This window comes from Thalassotalea fusca (assembly GCF_053485835.1).
Map to the genome: position 1 here is coordinate 166,356 of NZ_JBQRUN010000002.1, position 25,524 is coordinate 191,879.

Here is a 25,524-nt window from a genome sequence, read left to right on the forward strand (position 1 = left end):
ATGCGTTTACTCCCAATTCAAAATGACTTTGCCTGACTGACCCGAACGCATCACTTCAAATCCTTCTTGGAAGTCATCAACACTATAGTGGTGAGTAATTATTGGCGTCAAGTCTAACCCTGATTGTATAAGACTTGCCATTTTATACCAAGTTTCGAACATTTCACGGCCGTAAATACCCTTGATTGTTAGCCCTTTAAAAATAACTTTGCTCCAATCAATTGCCATGTCGTTGCCAGGAATGCCTAACATAGCTATTTTGCCGCCATTATTCATATTCTCTAACATATCAGTAAAAGCAACAGGTACCCCTGACATTTCCAAGCCGACATCAAAGCCTTCTGTCATGCCCAATTCAGACATCACATCTTTCAGGCTTTCACGGCTTACATTGACGGCTCTGGTGGCTCCCATTTTTTCAGCCAACGACAGACGATAATCATTTACGTCTGTGATGACTACATGACGCGCACCAACATGCTTAGCGACAGCCGCAGCCATAATGCCTATAGGGCCAGCACCGGTGATAAGTACGTCCTCACCAACCAAATCAAATGAAAGTGCCGTGTGTACAGCATTACCAAATGGGTCAAATATTGCAGCTAAATCATCGCTAATTTCATCCGGTAACTTGAACGCATTAAATGCAGGGATCACCAGATATTCCGCGAATGCTCCTTCACGATCAACACCAACACCAACAGTATTACGACATAAGTGAGTACGACCGCCACGACAGTTGCGGCAATGCCCACAGGTAATGTGACCTTCGCCTGACACGCGGTCGCCAATGTTGAACCCTTTAACTTCCTGTCCAATCCCAACAACTTCACCAGCGTACTCATGGCCAACCACCATAGGTACAGGAATGGTTTTTTGCGACCATTCATCCCAGTTGTAAATATGAATATCGGTACCACAGATTGCCGTTTTTTTAATTTTGATCAGCAAATCATTATGACCTAACTCAGGCATTGGTGAGTCGGTCATCCAAATGCCAGGTTCTGCATGTAATTTCGCTAAAGATTTCATCATCGACTCCTAAATAACGCCCATTTCTTTACCGATACGCGTAAAGGCGTCAATCGCTTTGTCTAATTGGGCACGAGTATGTGCTGCAGATATTTGCGTTCTAATGCGTGCCTGGCCTTTCGGTACCACTGGGAATGAGAAGCCAATCACATAAATCCCCTCAGCCAGTAATTTATCAGCCATATCACTGGCAAGTTTAGCATCGCCCAACATTACTGGTACGATAGCGTGATCAGCACCTGCACAGGTAAAGCCTGCTGATTCCATTTGCGTACGGAAGTAATGCGCATTGTCTTTAAGCTGTCTACGTAGTGCATCCCCATCAGCCAATAAGTCGAGCACATGGATTGATGCATTGACGATTGCTGGCGCTAATGAGTTAGAAAACAAATACGGACGAGAGCGTTGACGTAACCAATCAATTACTTCTTTCTTACCTGAAGTGTAACCTCCTGACGCGCCCCCCATCGCCTTACCTAAAGTGCCCGTAATGATGTCTACTCGCCCCATAACCTCACAGTATTCGTGGCTACCACGACCTTGCTCACCGACAAATCCAACCGCGTGCGAGTCATCAACCATCACCATCGCACCGTATTTATCAGCCAAATCACAAACACCTTTAAGATTGGCTATTACACCATCCATCGAGAACACGCCATCGGTGGCGATTAACTTAAAACGAGCGCCCGCTTCATTAGCCTCTTTTAAGCATTTCTCTAGTTCAGCCATATCATTGTTGGCATAACGAAACCTTTTTGCTTTACATAAACGCACGCCATCAATAATAGACGCATGGTTTAATGCATCACTGATGATCGCATCTTCAGGACCTAGCAACGTTTCAAATAAGCCTGCATTTGCATCAAAACATGAAGAATAAAGAATCGTATCTTCCATCCCAAGGAAAGCACTTAGTTTTTGCTCAAGTGTTTTGTGGATGTCTTGCGTACCACAAATAAAACGTACAGAGGCCATACCAAAACCATGTTCATCTAAACCCGCTTTGGCGGCAGCAATTAAGCTAGGATGATTTGCTAATCCCAAATAGTTGTTAGCACAAAAATTAACGACTTGGTCTCCCGAAGATACGTCTATTTGCGCCTGTTGTGCGCTAGTAATAACTCGTTCAGCTTTGAAAAGCCCGTCTTGTTTCACTTGCGCTAATTCAGAAGATAAGTGCGAATAAAAATTTGATACACGATTAGAAGTCATAGCCGCCTCTGTGCTTGTTTGTTATGGATTAGCAATAATACTAGAGTATAAGAGCTACAGATTAAATTTGGCGCTATTGTACGCCATAATAACAATCGGTACACTCCGATCTGTTACCTAATGAGTAAATTTTCATTATCGTACACAATTAACGAAACGTTACATTCTCTTTTTTAAATGAATAACTCGCAGAAAATGCACTTATGGTGGGTATTGCAAACATAAAAAAGGCTCTAGCAAAACGCTAGAGCCTCGTTAAGGGAAATGCAGGGGATGCTAAATTAGTGAGCAAACACTGTTAATTCAACATTTGAATATTCAGCAAAATCACTCAAACTGATTTGCCATTCACCTTCTGCAGGACGCTCGATAACAATCATCTCATCATTACCTTGCTCTGCTGACATATAGAAATCACCCGTGTCACCCATGTCATCCCAGAAGTCGTCATAGTACTCTTCTTCACCTTCATCTTGCGTTAGACGCTCAGCAATTAGGTCAACTTCACCTTCACCACCTTTCGTTGCGATGTAGATAACATTTACCCCTTCTGGCACATCTAAAATAAATGATAGTGCTTCTTGGTCAAAGCTATAGCTTACAGCTTCTTGGAAAGCTAAGTAGTTACCTTCTGAATCACCTGAACCATCACCATTGTCGCCACCGTCAGAACCACCAGCACCTGACGCAGGTTCATTACCCGCAACTGCACTGTCAATCCAATCTCTAAGTGCAGCAACATTCGCATATACACCGTATTTGTTTGCTGCAGCACAACCATCACCCCAGCTTACAACACCGACTTGAACAAAATCATCACCTTGGCGCATCACTAGTGGGCCACCGCTATCACCTTGACACGAGTCTTTACCACCTTCTTGGTAGCCAGCACACATTTCAGTATCTTGAACTTGACCATTATATGCATCAGCACTGTTACAAACATCGTTAGTTACGTACGGAACACTCACTTCCATCAGCTTATCTGGCATTGCACCACCTGATGTTAGCGTACCCCAGCCCGACACAACCAGTGGCGTACCAGATTGTACATTAGCGTCAAAAAAAGCTTGGTCAGCTAGTCTAATGGCTTTGGCATTTTCATCAGTAATCGCTGTGCTTAACTTTAATACAGCTACGTCCTTTGAAAGGTTAGGGTAATCTTGGTTGGTATAAGTTGTGGCAACGGGAATTGCTTGACCTGAATTATCTGTAAGGCTATGAGCACCCACTCTTACTTGCAAATTAGGGTTGTTACCATCAACACCATCTAAACAGTGCGCTGCAGTTAGTACTAAATCATCACCGATGATTGAACCACCACAAAAATGCTCACCTGACATAGATTGCAATGAAACTTGGTAAGGTCTTGAGTGAGGGTTCGATTCCTCACCACCAACAATGCGAAGTTCTTGTGAAGATATTACCGACTTCAATGTTGTAGCCGCCATCACGTTAGTACTGGCAATTATGCTCAGCGTAATTAATGATGTTTTTAACATGTTTTTCTCCTCGTTGAGTTAATAGGCAGTAAACTAATTGTTTTTGTTTTCCGTACTGCTGCCATTAATCATTGCGGAGAATCGCACAAGACTTTAGTCACTTTTTTTAGCGGTTTGTATCCACTTGTATCAAGCGCAACACGAACATCAGCTTGATTATTTTTTATACAGGGAGGTGAATAGATTTAACGCACGCTACGGTATTAACGGATTTGTTGCGAATCAACACACGCACTTTTGTTACTAAATTGTAAACAGTCAAAATGGTACATTCCGATACAATTGGTGAAATAATATTACTACTCACCACACAGCTATCACCTTTACTATAGGAGTCCGTCATTCGTCTAAGGGGTATAAGATGAAAAAATTGGTCTTAGTATTAGCAACACTATTTACCTTATTGATAGCGAGTTTAGTGAGTATGTATGCCATGGCACAAACAGATCACCTCGAGACCCTATACGGTGTCAGTCGTTCTGACGATAACTTGCATATAAAAGTCCGTTCCTTTGGGTGTACCCAAGCAGAATCTTTTGTGATTGAACAAAAAAAACAAGGGCTTGCTATATTGCGAATCAAACCAGACAACTGTCGCAGAATGCCACATATCATAGATGTCGTATTGCCTTTACCTGAACGTCTTGATGCCTTTGTGTTATTGAACCCATTTGCGGGGCGAGCTTGATTTGTTATCCTTTAGGTAACACTTAACGACGGTTACCTTTTATGAGCGCATCAACAAATAAAGTCTTGCTTGTTGACGATGACATCGAACTCACCACGCTAGTGGCACAATACCTACGTGCCAATGATTTTCTGGTTGAATGTTTGAACAATGGCGACGATGTAGAAAAGGTCATAGAGCAATTTGCTCCTAACATCGTAGTACTCGATCTCATGTTACCGGGCACGAGTGGCCTCACAATTTGTCAGACAATTCGCCCGAATTTTCACGGTGCGATAATTATGCTTACTGCGCTTGGTGATGAAATAGATGAAGTCACTGGTTTAGAAGTGGGTGCAGATGATTACCTAGCTAAACCTGTGAAGCCACGTGTTTTATTAGCACATATTCGAGCGCAACTTAGACGCCACAATCATATTCAGCAATTGCAAACAACCACAGTGATAGCCTGCAACGATCAACAACTTATCATTGATGCCAGCAAGCGCACCGTTCATAATCAAGGCCAATTGGTAACATTATCAAGCGCGGAATTTGATTTACTATGGTTACTGGCACAAGATGTTGGTCAAATAGTCAAACGGGAACAATTACACGAAAAGATCTTTAAACTTGAATACGATGGCATTGATCGCTCTATCGATTTACGAATCTCCCGAATCCGCAAAAAACTTGACGATAACCCCAAAGAACCACAAATTATTAAGACTGTACGTAACGTCGGTTACCTGCTTGCTTCATAACTTCAGCATTAGCGCAAAATATGCGATAACCACCCGGCAATGTTGTGATTGAGAAAAGGCTGATGCGCTATCAGCCGATGACCAAAACGATCGCCTTTGAACAATTGGAAGCTAGAACGCTTGTCGCCATTCCACTCGTACAATTCTTTCGCGGTTTGATAGGTATTGGCATGATGTACCGAGCTGACAAACAATACCGGAATGTCAAATAGGTTCTTATAACGTTCTTTGTCTGAGTAACTTAATTCAGGTGTTATCATCACAAAACTGGAAACTCGGATAGACTCCGCCAGTGTGATGCCATAACTAGCGGTGCATCCCGCCATTACGACAGCAATTTTCGCCTGATCGCCCACTTTATCACGTAGAAAATTAAAACTCGTCAGCAGATCAGCCGGCCAAAAAACACTTAACTTGGCCATTTCCCCCTGATAAGTAACAACATCTTTAGACATTCGCTTTACTTTGTCATGTGAAAATTCGTCAGAAATACTTTCGCCAAATCCTCGCAAATCAAGCGCTAACGCATGCACACCATTATTAGCTAGCAGTTGTAATAAGGGTTCATATTGCTCACTGTCGTGATCACAATCATGCAATAGCAAAGCCGCTGCGGTGTTGTCTTGAGCAGGATAATAACGGGCTGACAACATGAAGGTGTCTTGCGCATGAAAAGATACACGATTCATAAACTCTTGCTTGCTTTTCTCATTATTTGCATCTGAATTGGCAGTTTGCGCGACACAATGCTCAGTGAACATCGCAAATAACAATGTAATCAGTGTCCATCCAACTGCATTTAATCCAGTCTGCTTTCTCATGACCAACTATTCCTTAACGTTGTTGTTTAGCGTCAACACTTTAACAATACCAATTAACTCGCGATATTTCCTCAAAATGTTCTATTGGCATTTTGCATCAAATATGGGTAATTGTTTTCGTCGCACGTACGATACAGTATACTAGGTGCTCGTTAAAACATAGTCGCCTTATGCCGTGCGTTACTTTTTTTCACTAACACTATATCGAATTATTGTCATTGCTTTGCTGCCAGTACTTTTGCTGGCATTGTTGCTGCGGTCTCGAAAAAACCCAGCGTATCGTCAACGGATTCGTGAGCGCTTGGGCATCGTGCCAAGCAAAATAAAGCCGAATTCTATCGTTATTCACGCCGCCAGTGTCGGTGAGGTTATCGCACTAAAACCGCTAATCGATAAGCTGTTATCCGAACATCCTCAAGTTGACATAACATTTACTTCTTTCACACCAACCGGTTCACAACAAATCACCAGTTTTTATGGCGACAAAGTACAACATTGCTACCTGCCAATCGACTGCTGGCCATGCACATGGATGTTCTTGCAACGATTGAAACCCAAAGCATTGATTATTATGGAAACTGAAATTTGGCCTAACCTGATCGCACAAGCACACAGTAAACATATTCCTTTACTGCTGATCAACGGCCGCTTGACCGAGAAATCAGTGAAGCAGTACAAAAAATTTAGTTGGCTAGTGACCCCAACACTAAACTGTTTCAACAGGTTGCTGGTGCAAAGCATCGATAATTTGCATCATTTTCAAGCATTAGATGTTTCTAAAAAGCATTGTTCAGTGTCGGGCAACATTAAATTTGATTTATCTCTCAGTGAGCAAGTCAAAGATAAACACCAATTGTTAGCAAAATTTATTCAGGATGAACGACCAACATGGCTTGTTGCGAGCACTCACCCTGGTGATGAAGCCCTCATACTGGAGAGTTTCTCTCAATTAAAGCAACAACATCCAGCTTTGTTGTTAATACTGGTTCCACGTCACCCAGAACGCTTTGCCGAAGTGTCAGCGCTTTGTGAAGCACAACAATGGCAGGTTGTAAATCGTTCAGATAAATTACCGGTTACTAACGATATTGATATTTGGGTGATAGATACATTGGGCGAGTTATTGCCAGCATGTGCATTGGCAGATGTGGTCACCATGGGCGGCAGTTTTAACCATATTGGTGGTCACAACCCATTGGAACCAGCCTTATTCAAGAAGGCCATCATTGTTGGACCGAACATGTCTAATTTTGCCGAAATCACCCAACGCATGCTTGTTCACAACGGCATTATTCAACTCAATGAGCAAACACCTATAGCAAAACAGTTGTTCCAACAGGTGAATGATATTTTACTCGACGAATCAGAACGTTCAATTCTCGGGCAACAAGCCCATGATGTGGTGTTAAGTAACCAAGGCGCTACCGATAAAACCTGTCGCGCCATAGTCTCATTAATCAAGTAGCAACTGTGCGCTACACCAATTCAGGATAATGATCTTCAATCAGTTGCCTGATCTTATCTTCAACTTGGCTAACGCTAATGCCCTTCATCAAATCACTGCCTTTGGCTCGTATACCCCAAGGCAGTTTCGCTAGCGGTTTGTGATATTGCTGCTGAATAGCAGATTGATAACAGCTCACCACATAATGGTGATAATAGTAAGGCCCTGTTCGATGTGGGTTGCTGTGTGCGTATAGACCGATAACTGGCGTACCTACAGTAACCGCCATATGCGCAGGACCTGTGTCAGGAGCGATCACTAAGTGTGCTAGTTTGAGAACCGCCAACAGTTGCTTTAAGGTTGTTTTAGCGACTAAGTTAACAAGGGTAGCAGTGGCCAGACTTTCAATTTGTTCGGCAAGTAGTTTTTCCTGGGTTGTAGGGCCACCGCAAATCACGACCTGAAAGCCTCTTTCGGTGAGGTGATCGGCAATTTTCGCGTATCCTTCTGCATGCCAATTTCTTTCTATTTTACTGGCCGCAGGTGAGATAACAGCCAAAGGCTTATCACTAGTGAGCGTTTCGCTTGCCCATAATTGGTCATCATCAGTCAAAGGCATTTGCCACTTTGGCTCTGTGGTTGGAACACCCAAAGCTCTGGCAAATGCCATAAAACCGTCTAGCACATGCGGACGCTCTTGCGGTTCAATCTGACGATTGGTAAACAACCACTGTCCTTCTTTAGCTCGGCGACGATCAAAACCAATTTTCACCTTAGCGGAAATACACAAACTCGCAATACTTGCTCTAAACGCGACTTGCATATGAAGAAGCACATCAAACGTTCTCCCCGCGAGTGTTTTACGTAGCTGCTTATAACCTTCTAAACCCGCGCGTTTGTCAAATATCACAAATTCCACATTTGGCAATCCTGCCAATAGGCTCGCTTCAACTTTACCTATCACCCAAGTAATTTTAGTGTCAGGCCAGTACGCTTGTATTTGTTGTACCATTGCAACAGCATGACAAACATCGCCAATCGCCGATAAGCGCAACAAACACAAATTTTTTGGTGGAGTTATTTGACCCAACATAAAGGATTCACCACAATAGAGCTTCTATATTTTCGTTCAACATTAGGTGTATTATCTTGAACCGCAACACAATTGTAAAACCCTGTCACGAAAAAGTTTATCAGCAGGATGGTATTTATTGCGGATACAATACTGACCAAGTTAAATCCTTTACGCCTGATTTTTTCGATAGTGAGTACTGGCAATCTCAAGGGTTAATCCTTGATACCGCTACAGGCCGCGGTACCACTTACTTTGTCCAGCATGAACAAAAACAATGGGTATTACGCCACTATTATCGCGGTGGGTTAATCGGCAAGATATTTAATGATGGGTTTATCTATCTAGGCATGGAGAATTCACGTGCGGTACTCGAGTACCAGTTGCTTAATACGATGCATAGCTTAGGTTTACCAGTACCTGAACCCGTTGCCTATCGAGTTATACGACATGGCATGTATTACCAATGCGACCTCATCACCGCAAGAATTATCAATAGTCAGGATTTAGTTGCTGTGTTGTCGCATGCACCACTTGACGAAAAACAATGGCGAAAGATTGGTCAGTGCATTGCGCAGTTCCACCGCCATGGCATTTACCATCATGATCTCAATAGCCACAACATCTTACTCGATAGTAACGAGAAGATCTGGTTGATTGATTTCGATCGCGGCAGTAAGCGACCAATTAAGCAATCGTGGCAACAAGCTAATATGTCACGCCTGCACAGATCATTTCGTAAAGAAAAAGCACGACTTAACACATTTCACTGGCAGGAGTGCGATTGGCAATACTTAATGGAAGGTTATTTATCTTAAATTTGGTGATTAATTGATGCTAACCAAAGCGCCTAAGTGGCGCTTTGTGTTATACGGCGCTACGCAACATCATTAAGCGCATCTTGATGACGCTGACGATACATCGCACGCGCTTCGATAAATTCGCCCATCGCCGATTCAGTGATATAAGGACGAATCATCACTAAGATTTTCAATACACCATCATAAAATACCGAATCATTAATTTCGGCATCTTTGTTTTGCGTTTGATAAAAACTTAGCCAAAACGTATTGATTAGTCGAAGAATACTGACAATATCAGGCAATTCTTCGTCATCAAATTGCATCATGTTAGCATCGCGTAACGAGATAAGCATTTCGCTGACACGTGATGCGATGAGATCTTGCACTTCAACATACTTCTCATGCAATAACGGGTTTTTGGCCAGCAAAACAGGCAAGTTAGCGTAGAAAAAACGGAACTTCATTAACGCCTGAAAAACGGCATCCATATAAAGAATAATCGCGTCGAGTGGCTTAATATCAGGTGAAACTTTTGGGAATGTTTCTAGTAACAGATTACGCGCATACTCTTCATATATCGACAAGATAATGTCTTCTTTATTACGGAAATGGTAATAAAGATTGCCAGGACTGATACCTAAATGAGCAGCAATATGGTTTGTCGTTACATTACGCTCACCTTGCTTATTAAATAACTCGATACTTGCCTGAATTATCTTATCACGGGTCTTCATATATTCACGTTGGCCTGTTAAATGGGTAATCGTTTTATCATACTATCAATAATTGACCAAGGTAAACGACTTTTTGAGTAAATACTTTAGAGGTTGTTGGTCACGCAAATTATTTTGATCCAGTTGCCATTATCAAACGTGCTTGCGTACAATAAACAATATCCACTTATTAAGAATCAACATCATGACAGTTAGAGCTATTTATCCAGGGACATTCGATCCCGTCACCAATGGGCACACCGATCTTATCGAGCGCGCAAGCCAGCTATTTAATCATGTAATTGTTGGCGTGGCGGCAAGCCCGAGCAAACAACCTTGTTTTGATTTAGCAAAGCGCGTGGCGTTATTAGAAGAAACCACTAAGCACTTAGACAATGTGCAAGTTGTCGGTTTTTCAGGGTTATTGGTTGATTTTGCTAAAGCACATCAGGCCAATGTGTTAGTGCGGGGGCTACGTGCAGTTTCAGATTTTGAATATGAGTTTCAACTAGCCAATATGAACCGCCGATTGTCGCCCGATCTGGAAAGTGTATTTCTAACTCCTGCGGAAGAAAATTCATTCATCTCTTCTACCTTGGTTAAAGAAGTAGCATTACACAAAGGCGATGTAAGCCAATTCGTCCACCCCGTAGTACAACAAGCACTAGAGCAGACGCTAGGACGTTAGCCGCAATATTGCACTAAATTGGGCATGCCCAAACGCAATTTTCTAGCAATGATTATTGTTGAAGTGTCGTTTTCATGCCCTTGTTCCTTAGCAATTTTCAAACTTACCCCCTTTTCGTAAATTGTATAAACCTTCGCACTGCCCAACTGGTCAACCAGAACAGTACAAAAATAGAGACTGATTATCGCCAGAATTGCGACGACAAACCGTTTATAACGAAATTTTTCGTATAAAAAAGCACTCAAAAAAAGTGATACTTTTGCCATTTTTATTGTAAGACATTTGCCATATGCGGTTTAAAGCAATGTCCTAAAAAATATTTAGTAACATCTTCAAACGGCATAAAAACAACAACATAGTAATTTTATGTTAAAAAAAGTTAAAAAAAATTGAACTTTAGTCTTGCCGTTCTCGCTAAGTCGCGTAAAGTGTCTATCAGCTACTGAGTAGCGTTAGTCGCAAGGACGGCCCAATAATAAGAAACGTCGCTTGGAATGTGACTTATATATCGAATGTTTCGATATCAACAAATTCGAATAGGGATGGTTAACTTATATTCAGGAAGAATGTTACGTTTATGTCCAGGAGGATATAACAGGATAGCCCAAGAAAGCGTTAGGAAGACCGAGAAAAAAAATGCTGATAGGGAAGCGTTAATAAGAACAGTGGAACATGTCATTGATTACAGGGACTGTTAAACTAGGTTAGGACAACCATTTAAGAATTGGAAACACACATATTTGCCGCTTAAAGCCGCAATTATAATTCTCCTAAACGATGGCTATGCCATCGTTTTTTTCTTTCTGCTAATAAATTTTCTATCAATTGTGGGTTTTCTTCGTGAGAATGTCGTAAAATAGCGTTATTAATGCGCAATTCAATTTATTCACTATGACACGCAAGAAAAAATCCAGAAAGCCTGGCGTCGGTTCCATCGGGGCTGTAAAAGAATCTAAACTGGCTTTTACGCCGTCAGATAAGAAACCGAAAAAGAAAACCGGTAAAACGGCTGGCAACCGCCAACAAGAAGCCCTCAATAAAAAAGGCACAGATAACCGCACCAAAGCGGTAACAGATCCACGCATTGGTAGTAAAAAACCAATCGCGCTTGGCACGCCTGTCGCTGAAAAAACAAAGCAGCCAGCGAAGAAATCGGCGAGTCAATCACCTATTGCCGCGATCAAGGTGATGCAATCGTCACTTTCAACCGCGGATAAAATTGCCGCCATTGAAACAGATGAGAAGTTACAAGGTATCGTTGAAAAGATCGATCAAGATATCGCTCTTACAGAAGAAGAAGTGTATTACTACAATGACCTGATGGAGCAACACGAACAACTGTCAGATCAATTAGCCACAGAAACAGCGGACGAAATGCCGAAAAAGCAGGCTGTTGATATAGATGATGATGCCCTTTGGGATAAATTCGACAGTGCTGATTTTGATGACTTAGAGTATTAACCATATGACCAGTCCTTTAGGTTTAACGTTAATTGGTATTGGTGCTCTTATCATTGCAGGTTTGGCCTTTTACGCAGGTAGTTTACTACGCAAGCTAAGTCAGCAAAATAAAGCACAGGCCGAGGCACAAATTGCTCATGAAAAAGCGCTAAACGAACACGATAAGAAGGTGCTTGATAGTGTCGTCATTATTGTTCGCGCAATGAAAGAAGAACAATGTGATATCTCAGAAGGTTGTTGGCGCTTGAGCGTATTGCTAGATTCAATGAAAACAGTCAACGGCTTGAGCAAAGAGTTTCCGGCGGTTTTTGAGCTTTATGAGGCAATTAAGCACATGCCAATATTAGAAGCGCGTAAGCAACTCGCTAAAAAAGAGCGTATGAAACTTGATCTAGAACGTACCAAGGTTGAAGCAAGACTCTTCACTGATGTGCATCAAAATATCGAGCTGATCCATCAATATGCCATTGAGAAACTAAGCACCATTAATAGCCAATTGGTTGGATAACGTTAAAGCAATTCAACGTCATACTCTTTAAAAGTAAAGAACGGTAACCGTCTATGGCAGCCGTTCTTCAACTACACATACCCCAATCAGCTTTCCTTAATGAATTTTCCTGTGAACTTGTCTTGCACCAGCTCTAACGCTTTACCATCTTCCGAAAAAGTAAATAACATGGCGGGAGCATACATTTGCTCAAATAAGAATTGTCGTTGACCTTGGTAGATCAGCTGCTCTTGGAATTCGCCTCCGATGATATGAATGAGCACATCGGCCTGTCGCGTAAATACGACCTTGTCTGAAGGATCTGATGTTGATGTATAAATACCAACATATTTTTGCAGTTCAGCGCTAGAGATTTCAATGGCTGCATCATCAAAATATGCTTTGACTACGTCGCGAAATAACCCTTCTATGTTGTCATTAGAGCCATTAGACGTAACCACCAGAGTAACCTGCTCATCAGGAAAGTAGACTGCAGACGATTTAAATCCGTCTATGCTACCGCGATGTCCATATGCATCTCGACCACTCAAGGTATAGTGTTTTAAGGCCATACCAAATTGATTTTTGAGCGTTTTCATTTGCTTAACATATTCATTAGATACAATTCGCCCGTTGAACAACGCGTTCATGAATACTGAAACTTCATTCGGTGTGGAAACAATCGAGCCCGCACCGAACGCAAGCGACATATCGGTTTCAGGCGTTACCTGCCAATTGTCTATATAGCGATATGAAACGGCTTCATTTTGCGAGATGTTCACTTTTTTACCAACATAGGTAGCTGTTAATCCTAGCGGCTGCACTATATGCTCGTTCAATAATTGCTCGTATGACTTGTTGTAAATAGACTCTAGTATTAGTGCCAATAAGAAATAATTGGAATTGCTGTATTCTGCTCGGGTATCTGGCGGAAAGTTGCTAGCGTAGCCCTGTATCATCGTGAGCATTTCTTGCTTAGATTTAAACTCGGTATGGTAAGTTAAGAATTGTTTATCTTGAGTGAAATTCGGAATGCCCGAATGATGCTGTAGCAAGTCAATTATGCGAATGCGTTCTGCATTTTCTAGTTTAGGAAAAAAGCGTTCAATCGTCTGTTCCAATGCTAGCGCACCATCTTCAACCGCCTTTAAGATTAGAGTCGCCGTGTAAGTTTTAGAGAGTGATCCTATACGGTATCGCGTATCTTGGTTCGAGGGTTTCGTTGTTGAGACATTAGCATATCCGATTGCTCGACTATAAATAAGCTCACCAGCTTTGGTCAAAGCGATACTACCCATAAAATCGTTTTGTTGAGCAAAAGAGTCAACTACCACGTCAATTGCTTCCTGTGGTGACTTTTTCTCTTGTTTAGAAACGGCTGAATACGGCTCAGAGGTAGAATTTGTCGCGTCACTGCACGACATTATCAGCGTTAAGCACGCCAATACCATGAAGGAATATTTTATCATATTAATCACGTTCTTATTATTACGTCATGTCATACTAAACTATATGACGCCACATTAATCAATGTTTAATTATTGAACGCAATTTGATAGGTAATGCAACAGCAGTGATAAATTGCATTACAGGCGCTAACACCTTCCTTTCTACGCTGATAGTGTGCTTGCCAGAAAGTATTAGCGATCTCATGTTTAATTCTAACGGAATATATACCTGTAGATTATTACATGTCTGAAACAGCAATAACTCCCATATCAATCACCTGAGATTTTTAGGCTGAAACACGATTATTATTGAATGACGCAGAAGAAAGAATGGGTGCTAATTATTCGCGGATGCAAGTATCGCACTGGTGAGTATTATACTGTTCAGTTCGATACTTTTGAAAACGCTAATGGTGCAAGAAACACCTGTGATTAATCACACTCAGAACCACTATAAAAAGGGATAATTATCCATTTTACAACACAGTTAATGGGATAATTATCCTTAAACAATACAACAACCTTAAAACTCAAACTTGAATAATTTTATTTTTGAGGGATAATTATCCATATTAAGACGCAATTAATGGGATAATAATCCCTAGCGAGTTGAGTATGGCAAGTGTAGCTGGTCACAAAAAACTGTTTCCAAAACAAAAGAAGATTCTTACCACGTTTGGTGAAGACTTATTTCTCGCCATGAAGCGCCGAGAATTTTCCAAGGCATTGGTAGCAGAACGTACAGGGTTAGATCCGAAGACCATCACCAAAGTATTCAACGGCGACCCAGGCGTTGCTATTGGCGCTTACTTAAAAGTGATGGCGGTGTTCGGCATGGAAAGTAACTTTGCTGATATGGCCGGGCACGATGAGCTGGGAAGCAAGCTTCAAGACATGAAGCTACTGGAGAAAAAACGATGAGTCGAGTGACTGCGGAAGTTTATGCTTCTTGGTTTCCAATAAAAGCGCCTATTTTAGCTGGCCATCTTTTATTTCAGGAAACATCACGAGGTGGCGTATTTAGCTTTGAATACGATAGAGATTTCTTAAAGTCTCCGTTTCGCATGCAGCTCGACCCGTCACTAGCATTAACTTCTGGAGAGCATTACAACGATAGAAGTGATAAGAACTTCCGCGTGTTTCTAGATTCTTGCCCAGACCGTTGGGGCGAGCTATTAATGAAGCGGCGTGCGGCTCTCGATTTTAAAAATGGCCACAGAGAGACCGCCAGAATGACAGCCATGGATTATTTACTTGGCGTTCATGACTCCTACCGGATGGGAGGTTTACGATTCAAAACAGAGCCCAAAGGCAATTTCTTAGATGATAATGCTGAGTATGCTGCACCACCAATGGCGTCACTTAAACAACTAGAATATGCTTCAATGATGATCGAAAACGATGAAAACATTGATAGTGACGAGTATTACCGTTGGTTAAGCATGCTTATTGCGCCAGGATCTTCATTAGGTGGCGCTCGCCCTAAAGCATGTGTGCACGATGACAACAATGATTTGTGGATAGCCAAGTTTCCCAATAGTAACGACACTACAGATGTCGGCGCTTGGGAAATGGTCTGTCACAAGTTAGCTCTTGATGCTGGCATTGACATGTATCCATGTGATATTCAAAAGTTTAACTCTACTCACCATACGTTTATCACTAAACGATTTGACCGAGATAAAGGTCAGCGAATACATTTTTCATCAGCCATGACTCAACTTCAGTACTACGACGGCAGAGGCGAAACAGAAGATGCAAGTTACTTAGAGCTAGCAGAATTTTTAACAGTAAATGGCTCGCAAACTCAAAAAGATTTAGCGCAGTTATGGCGCCGTATTGTGTTCAATATTGCTGTATCTAATACCGATGACCATTTACGTAATCACGGCTTCTTACTGACAAAAAAAGGGTGGGCACTGTCACCTGCCTATGACTTAAACCCGTCTATTGATAAGACTGGCTTACACCTGAATATCGATGACATGTCAAATGAGCTGGATTATGGCTTGGCATTTAATGTCGCTGATTACTTTAACTTGAAGGAACTTGAGGCAAAGAAAATCTATGACGAAGTGATGCTCTCAGTGAAAAACTGGGAAGCTGTTGCATCTGGTATAGGAGTTAGCAGGCAAGAACAGCTTGGCATGCAAGAAGCATTTAGGGTCTAGGATAGTCACAATAGTGGACTTCAAGCTCAAACACTGAATGACCAGAAAATACTCAAATATTTCCTTCGTGCGCAACTATCTATGTAAAAAAGGTAGATAGTTGCGCATGAACACCTCTAGTTGAAGTTACAATGTAACTCAGTTGGTGTTTAGTAAAGTCTGGGAAGTCCACTTAAAGTTATTAGCCTTAAGCGAATCTTCTGACAATTCTGTAATTTAAAAACTCCGAGCTTATAAACCCATGTGCAGAATTGGAAATGGTTTCCCCATATCATCGACTGGCGAACGTGCGAAAACGTTAAAGCCCATATGCTGGTAGAATCCTACCGCTAATGGGTTCTGTTCATTCACATCTACCTTTTTGGCGTGTAAATATTCGATTGCATGTTGCAAAAGCCCCCGACCAATCCCTTTTCCTCGTGCGGAGTTTAAGATAAATAACATTTCAATTTTGGTTTCGTGAACCCCCACAAAACCAAGAATTGCACCATTAACATCTTTTACGCATTTCAACACAACCGCTGGAAACGCTTGCTCGATAATAATCGGTTTAAAAAACTCAATATCTTCTTCTGTAATGAAGTTATGAGTAGCTCGGACTGAGTTTTCCCAAACAACTAGCATTTCTGCATAGTCTTTGGGAAGCGCATCTTCAACAATCATAATATTTTCTCTTAGTTGACTGAAAGTTATGTGCAGCCGCGAGCGTATACTCTATCAAGAGAAATAGAACAAATCTATTGAGTACAATGCATAAGGTGCTAGATAAATATTTCATTAGCAAGTCTTATGCTTACATTTTAAATAGTGCCAGCCAAGCATTGTTTTTTTCTCAAAGCATCATCAATTAGTGGTGGTAATTTAAGCTCTGAATTAATCACTTCTGAAACAATTGCGCCCGTATCAGATTCTTCGATCCAAAGAGCAATTTGATTATCTTTAATTTTTCTATTTAGCTTGTAACTCTTTCCAGCATCCAATGTAAGATTAAAGTTAACCACTGTTTCTTTTTTACTGTTTACAACGCCTCGCTTAGCTACACTGGCTTTAACCCAAAGATTGTGCTCACCATTCACGTATTGTTTGGGTTCTGCCCAGCCAATAGGTTTTTTCCTATAACACATTAGATTAATGTATTCTAAATTAGTGCGGTCATCACGTTTAAAGTTCTCAAAACGAAAGTAATTTTCACGTATTTCAGATTTAATTGGCAATACACTACAACCTGAAATAGCCCCAGCTATTAACCCTGTCATAATCACTGTTAATATTTTCATAATTTTCCCTTTATTATTCACTCAATTTAACCCTTTCACGTATTAACCTATTCACGTATTAACCAAAAGTCAACATTAAGCCTCACGGAACACAATTCTACTTTTTCACTAAGGTTCTTATACTTAGAAGTTATGTATTGTTAATTGATTACTAAATTCGTTCTCGTCAATTGAGCGCTCAGTGCATTTTTTCATAAGTGCTGATGAGGCACGATATACTAGATCTCTCGTGCCAAAATCTTTGTCATAATCAGCCTGTTTCAAAATAAAAGACAAACTTTCATTTGAAGATGCTACAACATCATCCAGCAGGCGTTGATTGTGACATATATGGTTGAATAATTGTTGCTCAACATTGATTAAGTAGTTCGTGGTTGCGTTTTGTACATTATTGGACACTTGGCCAACTCGGCTTTCGGCATGATCATATTTTGGCTTTAACTGCTGCTTATCCAGTGTGAGTTGTTCAAGTTGTGCCTCGCTTTCTTCAATGAGCCGACTTATCATTTGTGGATCGTCACTGGTATTTTTTGACTGTTTAAGCGATTTTAGTTTACGTTCAAGTCCGTAAATTTGATGTGATAAGTGCTTTGCCTGTGCCCGTAATTGATGAAACTCTGCTTTCGCTTGTATTTGTTCTTCTGCCGATATTGCATGTGTTGCATGCGCGGCATTTTCTTCTACAAACCAGCTATTGAATGGCTGATTAAAAGCAAAGATAAAAATACCTCCAACACCTTGAATGTAGTGATAACTTGATGCACTGATAAGTGAACTATGATTATTCTGCTGCTGAAACTGATCGTGCAGCTTGTTGGACAGTTGTTGAAATTGTTGATGCCTGTTGTAAAGATTTTCGTTGGCCCACAGTGACAGTGAACTGCAGCAACATAGTAGGAATAAATAAAAACGCATGATTACCTCGCGTAGAAAGTAAACATCCCTGTTTATTAAAACCTCAATTCATAGATTAGCTATTTTTTAATGTAACTAACCAGTTTTGCCACTGACTTTCATACAGGCCAGCCCAAGTATTGAGTTCATTTTGGTAGCCTTGCCAATCAGCGCTTCGTGTTAAACTGCGCAATAGATCAATATCATTGATATTGTTTTCAAACATAAAACGCACGCCCAAGTAACCCCAGCGGTAAATCTCGTCGCTCGAATTACTGTAATTGGTATTGAATACTTGAGATAGGGTGCGATTGTTACCGTTAGCTATTAACGCAACAGCATCAGTATTATCATCTTTTAGAGCGATATACTCGGCTAATCCTTCGCTCCACCAAACAGTATTGGTTGGATAGTCTGAAAAGTTACCTTTCAAATCAAAGCGGCCATCCAGATAGTGCACGTACTCATGCTCGAGGTTCCAAATTGCAAACTCTGGACGCAGCCAGTCTGCTTCATGCGCATAAAAGCTCGCCTGATTATTTGGATCAGTTGCATTACCTTCGATATACATGCCGCCATTATTCGTATTGATGCCAAACAAGCGCGAACCATATCGGTTGTAGTTGCGATAATCATCAAATACGACCATTCGTAAATCTTCATTCAAATCGTTATCAACAGGTAACCATTGCGTTGATAGCTTTTGATGAAAATAATCTTCTTGAATGGCAAGCAAATTACAAGAATCCTCAAATTGCTGCGTAGTCATATCCTGCGCTCTAAATTTAAGCGTGGCGCTACAGGTATGTGTATGGGGCAGTATGTTTTCCACCGTAGGTTTGCCTTTGGCCAGTGTGGCACCGGATGCAAGTAGTAACGATACGCTGCACGCCATAATGGTGTTTTTTCTCATTGACATAGTTGTTCCTAGAATTGTTTTGTAATTGTTAATAGTCAGCCAAATTTTGTACTGACACTTAACAAATAGCACATACCGACAAAAGGATCCAATATATTGTATGCAAAATATTCTTGATTTTAGTCTCTTTTGGTATTAGTTAAAACTAATGGCTCGTAGTCTATACATAAGTAAGGAGGGACAGAGTGAGGAAGTGAGCGATCTAGCAAAGATGTTCGTAAGACAGAATAATCGACTAAAGTTCTTACCTGTCAATCAGTACAAATATAACTTTAGCCCGTTTATGTTATTGAATATTTAATGTCTTGATGACGCTGACGTTTTATTGAAACTTTATTGTTCAATCTGTTTGACACTGCTCACAATACACTGAGCTACGATTTGATTGTCTTATTTCTTTGAGTGTAGTGCCACATGTAACACATGGCTGACCTGCGCGGCCGTATACATTAAGCTTTTGTGCAAAGTAACCCGGTCGTCCATCAGCTTGGGTGAAGTCTTTTAATGTTGTGCCGCCTTGTTCAATTGCCTGAGCTAACACTTCTTTGATGATATCCACCAGAGCAAACATTCTTACTGGGGCAATTTGACTGGCTTTAGTCGTTGGTAAAATTCCTGCCCGAAACAAGGCTTCGTTTGCATAAATATTGCCAACACCAACGACAACTTGGTTATTCATCAGAAAAGTCTTAATCGGTACGCTACGTTTCTGGGCTTTGTTAACAAGATAATCGCCATCAAACTCTTCAGATAAAGGCTCTGGGCCAAGTTTAGCCAAAATGCCATCGTTGTCCTGATGATCAGCCAACCACAATACTGCACCAAAGCGACGAGGGTCGTTTAAGCGCAGTGCTTTACCATGTGCAAAAACTATATCTACATGGTCATGTTTAGCTACCGCGGTATTTGAATCAATAACGCGGATCGTGCCCGACATGCCCAAATGAAGTAACACTGTTCCCGTATCAAAGCGCAACATTAAATATTTAGATCGACGATCAACACTGAGAACAGACAAGCCAACAATATCCTCCAATTCCTCTGGCACTGGCCAACGCAATTGGCGCTGACGCACAATGACTCGCTCAACCCTTTGTGACAAAACATGTGGACTAATACCTAAACGGCATACTTCAACTTCGGGTAATTCAGGCATCTAACATTGGCTCCAGTCGGCTTGTCCGACACATATGAATTCTGGATAAATCAGACAAATTGTCCCGATTTATCCAAATATTTGCAACTGTCTGTAAGGCTTTTAGTTAAAGCGTAATTGATGACATGCGCTCGACAAACGCCTGTGCAAAACGTTCAGGTGAGTGCGCGTCCATGTTGAAGTATAGCGATGGCTCAATCAATTCGGCTTCCATTAAGGCGAAACTGTCGCCTAATCTAACAAAGTCAACCCGCGCATATAGTGGCGTCCCATTCAGGGCATTCAATGCAGTTAACGTATTATTAGCACATGCGACTAATTCATCTTCTGGCTCTATCGCTTGCAGCCGACCACCATGCTCTTCTTGCACACGAAAATCATCTTGTTTAGGCGTTTTTAGGATTGCATGACTGTAATGGCCATTAAAATAGAACAACGAAAACTCACCTTCAGAAATAACATGTTCAACAAACGGCTGGATCATGAATTCTCTGGTAGCAAAAGCTGACGCCATTTGTTCAATGTGCTGTTCAACGTTATCCGTTGTAATCCAAAAGGTATTATCGGCATTCGCACTCACTCGTGGTTTCAACACAATTTGATCGGTATTGAAGTGGGCAAAATAGCTCGGTAGCTCTTGTGCATTAAATGTCTCACGCCACAGTGTTGGCACAATTTGTACCTGATGCTGTTCCAGCTCTTTCAGATAAACTTTATCAATGTTCCACAGCATAGTCGCCAAGTTGTTTTCAAGATGCGCCGATGACTCATCAATTGCCCTTAGCACCTCAATAAAACCTTGAGCATCTTCTTGATAGTCCCATGGCGTGCGAACTACAACTGCGTCAAAGGCGTCCCAATTTACTTGCTTTTTACGCCACGAAACCCATTCGCATTCCCAGCCTCGTTCTCGCATTGGTTCAATAATAAGGTCATCATATGCTTCGAAATCATCTAGGCAGTCCATTGATAATATTGCACATTTATTCATAACACGTCTCTGAGCTATTGTTAGTTTAAATTGTTTCTTATTGAAGCGCGCCCTCAGGAATTAGCTGGGCATATCGCTGAATTGGTAAGGCATACCATGTTTCACTTTGTCTATTGTATACCAACAATTGTTCGTCTGTCGCAAACAATTGTAATACCATAGCCTTTTGTTCACCGGCTAACGCCACGCTCACAATTAAGCCAAGCTGCGTATCTATTTCTGGCGGCTTACTGACGATGTTTGCCGTTAAATCGTGCCATGCCATCATCATTTGATCAAGCGCCTGCCCAGTAACAGTCGCAGGATTAGCCCGCCATGTTCTCCCAATGCGCTCAACGACAAAAGATTGGTTTATCGTTAACGTGAGAATAACCGCATTTTCACCCAGTAAGGGAATGATTTGCTCATCCGCTGCATCACCAGTAAATAATGAATTGTTTGTCATGTTGATCAACAAGATGTAAGCCATCACCGAAAAGATGATGACATTATTCCAGCCTGTTTTTGATAATCGAATCATGAAATTACATTGCCAAAGAGTTTGTTTCACTATAACGAAAATTGACGAATTTTGCGATGAGGGTGACAATTTTATCGTGCGAAAAAGATTACAAGGCCAGTAGGTTTTTGAATAATGTTGATTGACGTCTAGATACTTCTACTTTGCTACCGGAGCGCATTGTTAATTCAAGCCCGCCGCTACTACAAAGCTCCACCGAGTTCACTTGGCTCAGTTGGACAATATGGCTACGATTGGCTCTGAAAAAACTCTCTTTAGGTAAACGATCTTCTATCTGCGCTAAGGTGCGATAAACCACTGTTTTATTTTGTTCAAAATAAACTTGCGTGTAGTTTCCTAACGCTTCAAATCTTTCCACTTGCGCCAACGTAATTAACCAACATTGTCCACCGTCTTTCACGAAAAAACGGCTATCTAACGTCATAGGTTGTGACCCCTTACGCATTGCCGGTTCATCATGCTGTTCGTTGATGGATAATCGTTCTATAGCCTGCACTAAACGCTGCTGTGTATAAGGTTTGAGCAAATAATCAACCGCGTTTTGCTCAAACGCCTTTAATGCAAATTCATCAAAGGCTGTGGTAAATATCACTTTAGGGGCATATTCAAGGGCGGCTAACAAGTCAAAGCCGTTGCCATCAGGTAAATTGATATCTAAGAAGATAAGGTCAGGTTTTTCCTGCGAGACTAAGGTTTTCGCCTCGGCCAGATTACGCGCTTCACCGACCAAACTGACCAATTTAATATCAGCAAGCTGTGAGGTTAGCTCTAGTCGAGCTAGGCGCGAGTCTTCAACAATAATGGCCCTAATCATTTTTGCTTCCTAAGGTTAACTGAGCAACAACCGTATCGTCTTCTTGTGCAAGATTAAAGTGCGGCGTTAATCCTTGCAGTCGATTTTGTTGATCCAACAATAGTAGTCGCTCCTTAATATTCGTTAAACCAACGCCAGTACTTACTTTCAACTTATCGATAGCGCCAGGATTACTTACTCGCAAGGTAAAACAGCCAGCTTCAATTGAGGCGACTAGTGTTATTTCACCGCCATCAGTTTGCTGGTTAATACCATGTTTAATCGCGTTTTCTACCAAAAGCTGTAACATCATGCATGGAAACACCTGAGTGAGTGTTGCCTCATCAATTTGCTTAACTACCTGTAATCTTTCTTCAAACTGTAGTTTGTTCAAAGACAGGTAACTATCGACCAACTGAAGCTCTTGCTCAAAGGTCCAAACCTTGTCTTGCTTTACTTGCATCGTAACGCGCATGACCTCTGACAAATCAGCCAAGCAATCACGGGCTTTATGTTTGTCTTCAAGAATAAGCGCGCGAATATTATTAATGGCATTAAAGACAAAATGCGGGTTGAGCTGATTCATCAAAACATCTAATTGAGCCGCTTTTAACGAAGTCACCAGTTGCTCTGCTTGCTCTTTGGACTGGCGCAATTGGCGTTGCCTACGTACCACCACATATACCGCCGACCACAACAACGTGAAGAAAATAAGGTTAGGCATGCTCCACAACATTTGCTGCCAGACATTAGTGAGTGGCTCGCCAAATAGCCACTGATGGTTGGGTAAAACTAACGCCGCAACAATCAGTTCGGTAACAACAGCCGATACCGTTGACGCTAAGAAGATCTGTACCAAATTCCACAGTGTGTTGTCTGAATGTAAAAAGCGCTTGTAATAGCGTCTAAGCAATGAGGTACTTACCACAAAACCCACAAATAAGGCCAATGAGTTCGCCAATTCGCCCATTTGAGACTGGCTGTGAGGGCTACGCACAGCAAAATTAAAGAGGCTAAACAACCCCCAGCCAATGATTTGGCACCACCAAAAAGCGTTAGATTGAGGTGATGTATTCTCATTGAGCATGTTTAATTGGAGGTTGTTTTTGTTTTTCATAGTATCAATTACTGCGTGATGACCCATTGCGCGATATCTTTAGCGACTTGCGGAGAGAATGTAATGTCAATTTCCGCATATTCGTTTGGCAATCCAGTTGATGCCGGTTGAAATAGATGATTTAGGTTGTCATAGATTTTAGCCATCAACAAGTTTGATTTTACATGATGTTTAAAACCACTAATATTTGGCTCAGCTAACACCTGCACATCTTTACCGCCGTTTAGTGCCAAAACCGGCACATTTATTTTGGGTAAGTATTTTGCAGGATCAGTTTTGACAAATGTGCGAAACCACGGCGTATCAATTTGTGCCAGTTGCTGACCAATTTGCTGATCATTCATACCCGCGGTAGCCATAAGTTGTTTCAGTTCTTCACGTGACTTGTCTTGTACAATCGCTCTTAAAATTTGTCTTTGTGCTTTGTCACTTTCCTTTAGAACAGCTTCTGACGCCCCCATTAAGCGGTGAATTTCACGACTTTGGTCAATCAAAATTTGTTCGCCACTCGTGCCAGGTCCCGCCAAGGAAACCATAAAATCAATAGGTGCATGACTAGCAGCAGCAATGGTAGCAATGAGACCACCTTCACTATGACCAATAAAACCAACTTTGGACTGTGCCAACGTTTTGTGTTGACGAACAAACGCAATAGCCGCCTGCGCATCTGAGGCAAAATCAATGCTAGTAGCAGACTTGTGATCTCCTTCCGATTTGCCAACGCCTCGGTCATCAAAACGCAAAACGGCGATCCCTTGTTTTGTCAGCAAATCAGACAACACTAAGAACACTTTGTGACCAAAGGCAAATGAATCGCGGTTACTCGGACCAGAACCCGATAAAAGCACCGCGGTATGACTTACTTTTTGCTTTGGTATTGTTAATGTACCAGCAAGCTTATGACCGCCTTCTGGATTACTGAACGTCACTTCTTCTATCACATAATCTACGGCAGATGACGGCTCTTGCGGGCGCGGCTTAGTTTTTTTAGGTTGCTTTATCGCGACATCCGTTACTCGACGCATATCAAGTGTGAATTCTGCGCCGCTTTGGGCATAAGTACCGTTGATAACGTCGCCGGTTAATTTTCCTGTATATGCGATTCCAGCAGCCGATAGTGCCAATTCAATTGCGTGTTTCTCTACTTTCACCGTGTCAAATGGTAAGTTGAATTGTTGCTGCGCAGGAACATCCATGGTTGCCGTATAAGAATCACCATTTCTGACAACATTAAACACGAGTTCAACACTCATCGCGTCATTGATGCGTAACTCCCCTTGCCACCGGCCATTAAAATCACTCGCGTTTGCCACTAAGCTGTTCAGTAACATCGCAAACAACCAAATTGTAAATAGTATTTTGAATAAGACTTTCATGGTGTTTCTCCTTATGTTTGATTGGCAGGTTAACTGACAAAGGGATAACGTGGCTGATTTTTATATCAACGGTCGAATATTGATGTAAACGGTATGCTCAAAATCTCTTATCATTAATCCTTTTCGATATTTGTTATAGCACGAGAATCTGGTAAACGATTTACGCTGCTGGTCTTACACTATAGAATGAGGC

26 protein-coding genes are annotated in these 25,524 nt (G+C 41.5%); 9 read left to right on the forward strand and 17 right to left on the reverse strand.

From position 1 onward, the window contains the following. Nucleotides 1–6: 6 nt before the first annotated feature. From tdh to ACSLUK_RS03105, 3 genes are all read right to left on the reverse strand, one after another. Nucleotides 7–1,032: an L-threonine 3-dehydrogenase, zinc-binding type gene (gene tdh, locus ACSLUK_RS03095; RefSeq protein WP_448547304.1), complete on the reverse strand. Its 1,026-nt coding sequence runs from the start codon at nucleotides 1,030–1,032 to the stop codon at nucleotides 7–9. 9 nt (nucleotides 1,033–1,041) lie between these two features. Next, nucleotides 1,042–2,247: a glycine C-acetyltransferase gene (kbl, locus tag ACSLUK_RS03100; protein WP_448547050.1), complete on the reverse strand. Its 1,206-nt coding sequence runs from the start codon at nucleotides 2,245–2,247 to the stop codon at nucleotides 1,042–1,044. Between the two features lie 281 nt (nucleotides 2,248–2,528). Then, on the reverse strand, nucleotides 2,529–3,749 hold the full coding sequence (locus ACSLUK_RS03105; protein WP_448547051.1) for a serine protease: 1,221 nt from the start codon (nucleotides 3,747–3,749) through the stop codon (nucleotides 2,529–2,531). A 361-nt stretch (nucleotides 3,750–4,110) separates the two neighbouring features. On the opposite strand from ACSLUK_RS03105, the gene ACSLUK_RS03110 reads away from it, so the two are divergent. Together ACSLUK_RS03110 and ACSLUK_RS03115 are read left to right on the forward strand one after the other, a co-directional pair. Continuing rightward, on the forward strand, nucleotides 4,111–4,437 hold the full coding sequence (locus ACSLUK_RS03110) for a hypothetical protein (RefSeq protein ID WP_448547052.1): 327 nt from the start codon (nucleotides 4,111–4,113) through the stop codon (nucleotides 4,435–4,437). 41 nt (nucleotides 4,438–4,478) lie between these two features. After that, a complete protein-coding gene (locus ACSLUK_RS03115; RefSeq protein ID WP_448547053.1) occupies nucleotides 4,479–5,180 on the forward strand; it encodes a response regulator in 702 nt (233 codons plus the stop codon). 8 nt (nucleotides 5,181–5,188) lie between these two features. Here ACSLUK_RS03115 and ACSLUK_RS03120 read toward each other — a convergent pair whose 3' ends face one another. Continuing rightward, nucleotides 5,189–6,001 (reverse strand): alpha/beta hydrolase family protein, encoded by an 813-nt coding sequence (locus ACSLUK_RS03120; RefSeq protein WP_448547054.1) that lies wholly within the window; start codon nucleotides 5,999–6,001, stop codon nucleotides 5,189–5,191. A gap of 175 nt (nucleotides 6,002–6,176) precedes the next feature. Between ACSLUK_RS03120 and waaA the strand changes: the two genes are divergently transcribed. Next, a complete protein-coding gene (gene waaA / locus ACSLUK_RS03125; protein ID WP_448547055.1) occupies nucleotides 6,177–7,466 on the forward strand; it encodes a lipid IV(A) 3-deoxy-D-manno-octulosonic acid transferase in 1,290 nt (429 codons plus the stop codon). Nucleotides 7,467–7,476: 10 nt separating this feature from the next. Here the strand turns inward: waaA and ACSLUK_RS03130 are convergent, their stop codons facing one another. Further along, on the reverse strand, nucleotides 7,477–8,538 hold the full coding sequence (locus tag ACSLUK_RS03130) for a glycosyltransferase family 9 protein (RefSeq protein WP_448547056.1): 1,062 nt from the start codon (nucleotides 8,536–8,538) through the stop codon (nucleotides 7,477–7,479). Nucleotides 8,539–8,594: 56 nt separating this feature from the next. Here ACSLUK_RS03130 and ACSLUK_RS03135 point away from each other — a divergent pair, with 56 nt between their 5' ends. Beyond that, on the forward strand, nucleotides 8,595–9,335 hold the full coding sequence (locus ACSLUK_RS03135; protein ID WP_448547057.1) for a 3-deoxy-D-manno-octulosonic acid kinase: 741 nt from the start codon (nucleotides 8,595–8,597) through the stop codon (nucleotides 9,333–9,335). A gap of 59 nt (nucleotides 9,336–9,394) precedes the next feature. Here ACSLUK_RS03135 and ACSLUK_RS03140 read toward each other — a convergent pair whose 3' ends face one another. Then, nucleotides 9,395–10,054, reverse strand: a complete 660-nt coding sequence (locus ACSLUK_RS03140) for a TetR/AcrR family transcriptional regulator (RefSeq protein ID WP_448547058.1) — start codon at nucleotides 10,052–10,054, stop codon at nucleotides 9,395–9,397. Nucleotides 10,055–10,238: 184 nt separating this feature from the next. Here ACSLUK_RS03140 and coaD point away from each other — a divergent pair, with 184 nt between their 5' ends. From coaD to ACSLUK_RS03155, 3 genes are all read left to right on the forward strand, one after another. Then, nucleotides 10,239–10,721, forward strand: a complete 483-nt coding sequence (coaD, locus tag ACSLUK_RS03145) for a pantetheine-phosphate adenylyltransferase (protein WP_448547059.1) — start codon at nucleotides 10,239–10,241, stop codon at nucleotides 10,719–10,721. A gap of 891 nt (nucleotides 10,722–11,612) precedes the next feature. Further along, nucleotides 11,613–12,182 carry a Der GTPase-activating protein YihI gene (yihI, locus tag ACSLUK_RS03150; RefSeq protein WP_448547060.1) on the forward strand — a complete coding sequence of 190 codons (570 nt, stop codon included), beginning with the start codon at nucleotides 11,613–11,615 and terminating at the stop codon, nucleotides 12,180–12,182. 4 nt (nucleotides 12,183–12,186) lie between these two features. After that, nucleotides 12,187–12,690, forward strand: a complete 504-nt coding sequence (locus tag ACSLUK_RS03155) for a DUF2489 domain-containing protein (protein WP_448547061.1) — start codon at nucleotides 12,187–12,189, stop codon at nucleotides 12,688–12,690. 86 nt (nucleotides 12,691–12,776) lie between these two features. Here the strand turns inward: ACSLUK_RS03155 and ACSLUK_RS03160 are convergent, their stop codons facing one another. Further along, complete coding sequence (locus ACSLUK_RS03160) at nucleotides 12,777–14,138, reverse strand: serine hydrolase domain-containing protein (protein WP_448547062.1); 1,362 nt, start codon at nucleotides 14,136–14,138, stop codon at nucleotides 12,777–12,779. A gap of 594 nt (nucleotides 14,139–14,732) precedes the next feature. On the opposite strand from ACSLUK_RS03160, the gene ACSLUK_RS03165 reads away from it, so the two are divergent. Further along, nucleotides 14,733–15,038, forward strand: a complete 306-nt coding sequence (locus ACSLUK_RS03165; protein WP_448547063.1) for a transcriptional regulator — start codon at nucleotides 14,733–14,735, stop codon at nucleotides 15,036–15,038. Further along, nucleotides 15,035–16,288 carry a type II toxin-antitoxin system HipA family toxin gene (locus tag ACSLUK_RS03170; protein WP_448547064.1) on the forward strand — a complete coding sequence of 418 codons (1,254 nt, stop codon included), beginning with the start codon at nucleotides 15,035–15,037 and terminating at the stop codon, nucleotides 16,286–16,288. The genes ACSLUK_RS03165 and ACSLUK_RS03170 overlap by 4 nt, the downstream gene beginning before the upstream one ends. Nucleotides 16,289–16,519: 231 nt before the next feature. Here ACSLUK_RS03170 and ACSLUK_RS03175 read toward each other — a convergent pair whose 3' ends face one another. From ACSLUK_RS03175 to ACSLUK_RS03220, 10 genes are all read right to left on the reverse strand, one after another. Next, a complete protein-coding gene (locus tag ACSLUK_RS03175) occupies nucleotides 16,520–16,951 on the reverse strand; it encodes a GNAT family N-acetyltransferase (protein ID WP_448547065.1) in 432 nt (143 codons plus the stop codon). Nucleotides 16,952–17,088: 137 nt separating this feature from the next. Continuing rightward, a complete protein-coding gene (locus ACSLUK_RS03180; RefSeq protein ID WP_448547066.1) occupies nucleotides 17,089–17,565 on the reverse strand; it encodes a hypothetical protein in 477 nt (158 codons plus the stop codon). Nucleotides 17,566–17,688: 123 nt separating this feature from the next. Then, on the reverse strand, nucleotides 17,689–18,480 hold the full coding sequence (locus ACSLUK_RS03185; RefSeq protein WP_448547067.1) for a hypothetical protein: 792 nt from the start codon (nucleotides 18,478–18,480) through the stop codon (nucleotides 17,689–17,691). 55 nt (nucleotides 18,481–18,535) lie between these two features. Continuing rightward, nucleotides 18,536–19,378: a collagenase gene (locus ACSLUK_RS03190; RefSeq protein WP_448547068.1), complete on the reverse strand. Its 843-nt coding sequence runs from the start codon at nucleotides 19,376–19,378 to the stop codon at nucleotides 18,536–18,538. Nucleotides 19,379–19,718: 340 nt separating this feature from the next. Further along, on the reverse strand, nucleotides 19,719–20,534 hold the full coding sequence (gene mutM, locus ACSLUK_RS03195) for a bifunctional DNA-formamidopyrimidine glycosylase/DNA-(apurinic or apyrimidinic site) lyase (RefSeq protein WP_448547069.1): 816 nt from the start codon (nucleotides 20,532–20,534) through the stop codon (nucleotides 19,719–19,721). A 106-nt stretch (nucleotides 20,535–20,640) separates the two neighbouring features. Next, on the reverse strand, nucleotides 20,641–21,525 hold the full coding sequence (locus ACSLUK_RS03200) for an ATP-grasp domain-containing protein (RefSeq protein WP_448547070.1): 885 nt from the start codon (nucleotides 21,523–21,525) through the stop codon (nucleotides 20,641–20,643). A 37-nt stretch (nucleotides 21,526–21,562) separates the two neighbouring features. Then, a complete protein-coding gene (locus ACSLUK_RS03205; protein WP_448547071.1) occupies nucleotides 21,563–22,045 on the reverse strand; it encodes a hypothetical protein in 483 nt (160 codons plus the stop codon). Nucleotides 22,046–22,133: 88 nt separating this feature from the next. Next, nucleotides 22,134–22,859, reverse strand: a complete 726-nt coding sequence (locus tag ACSLUK_RS03210) for a LytR/AlgR family response regulator transcription factor (protein ID WP_448547072.1) — start codon at nucleotides 22,857–22,859, stop codon at nucleotides 22,134–22,136. Continuing rightward, complete coding sequence (locus tag ACSLUK_RS03215) at nucleotides 22,852–23,955, reverse strand: sensor histidine kinase (protein ID WP_448547073.1); 1,104 nt, start codon at nucleotides 23,953–23,955, stop codon at nucleotides 22,852–22,854. The genes ACSLUK_RS03210 and ACSLUK_RS03215 overlap by 8 nt, the downstream gene beginning before the upstream one ends. 8 nt (nucleotides 23,956–23,963) lie before the next feature. Next, the gene (locus ACSLUK_RS03220) at nucleotides 23,964–25,331 is read right to left on the reverse strand and encodes an alpha/beta hydrolase family protein (RefSeq protein ID WP_448547074.1); all 1,368 of its coding nucleotides are present in this window, start codon (nucleotides 25,329–25,331) and stop codon (nucleotides 23,964–23,966) included. Between the last annotated feature and the right edge of the window lie 193 nt (nucleotides 25,332–25,524).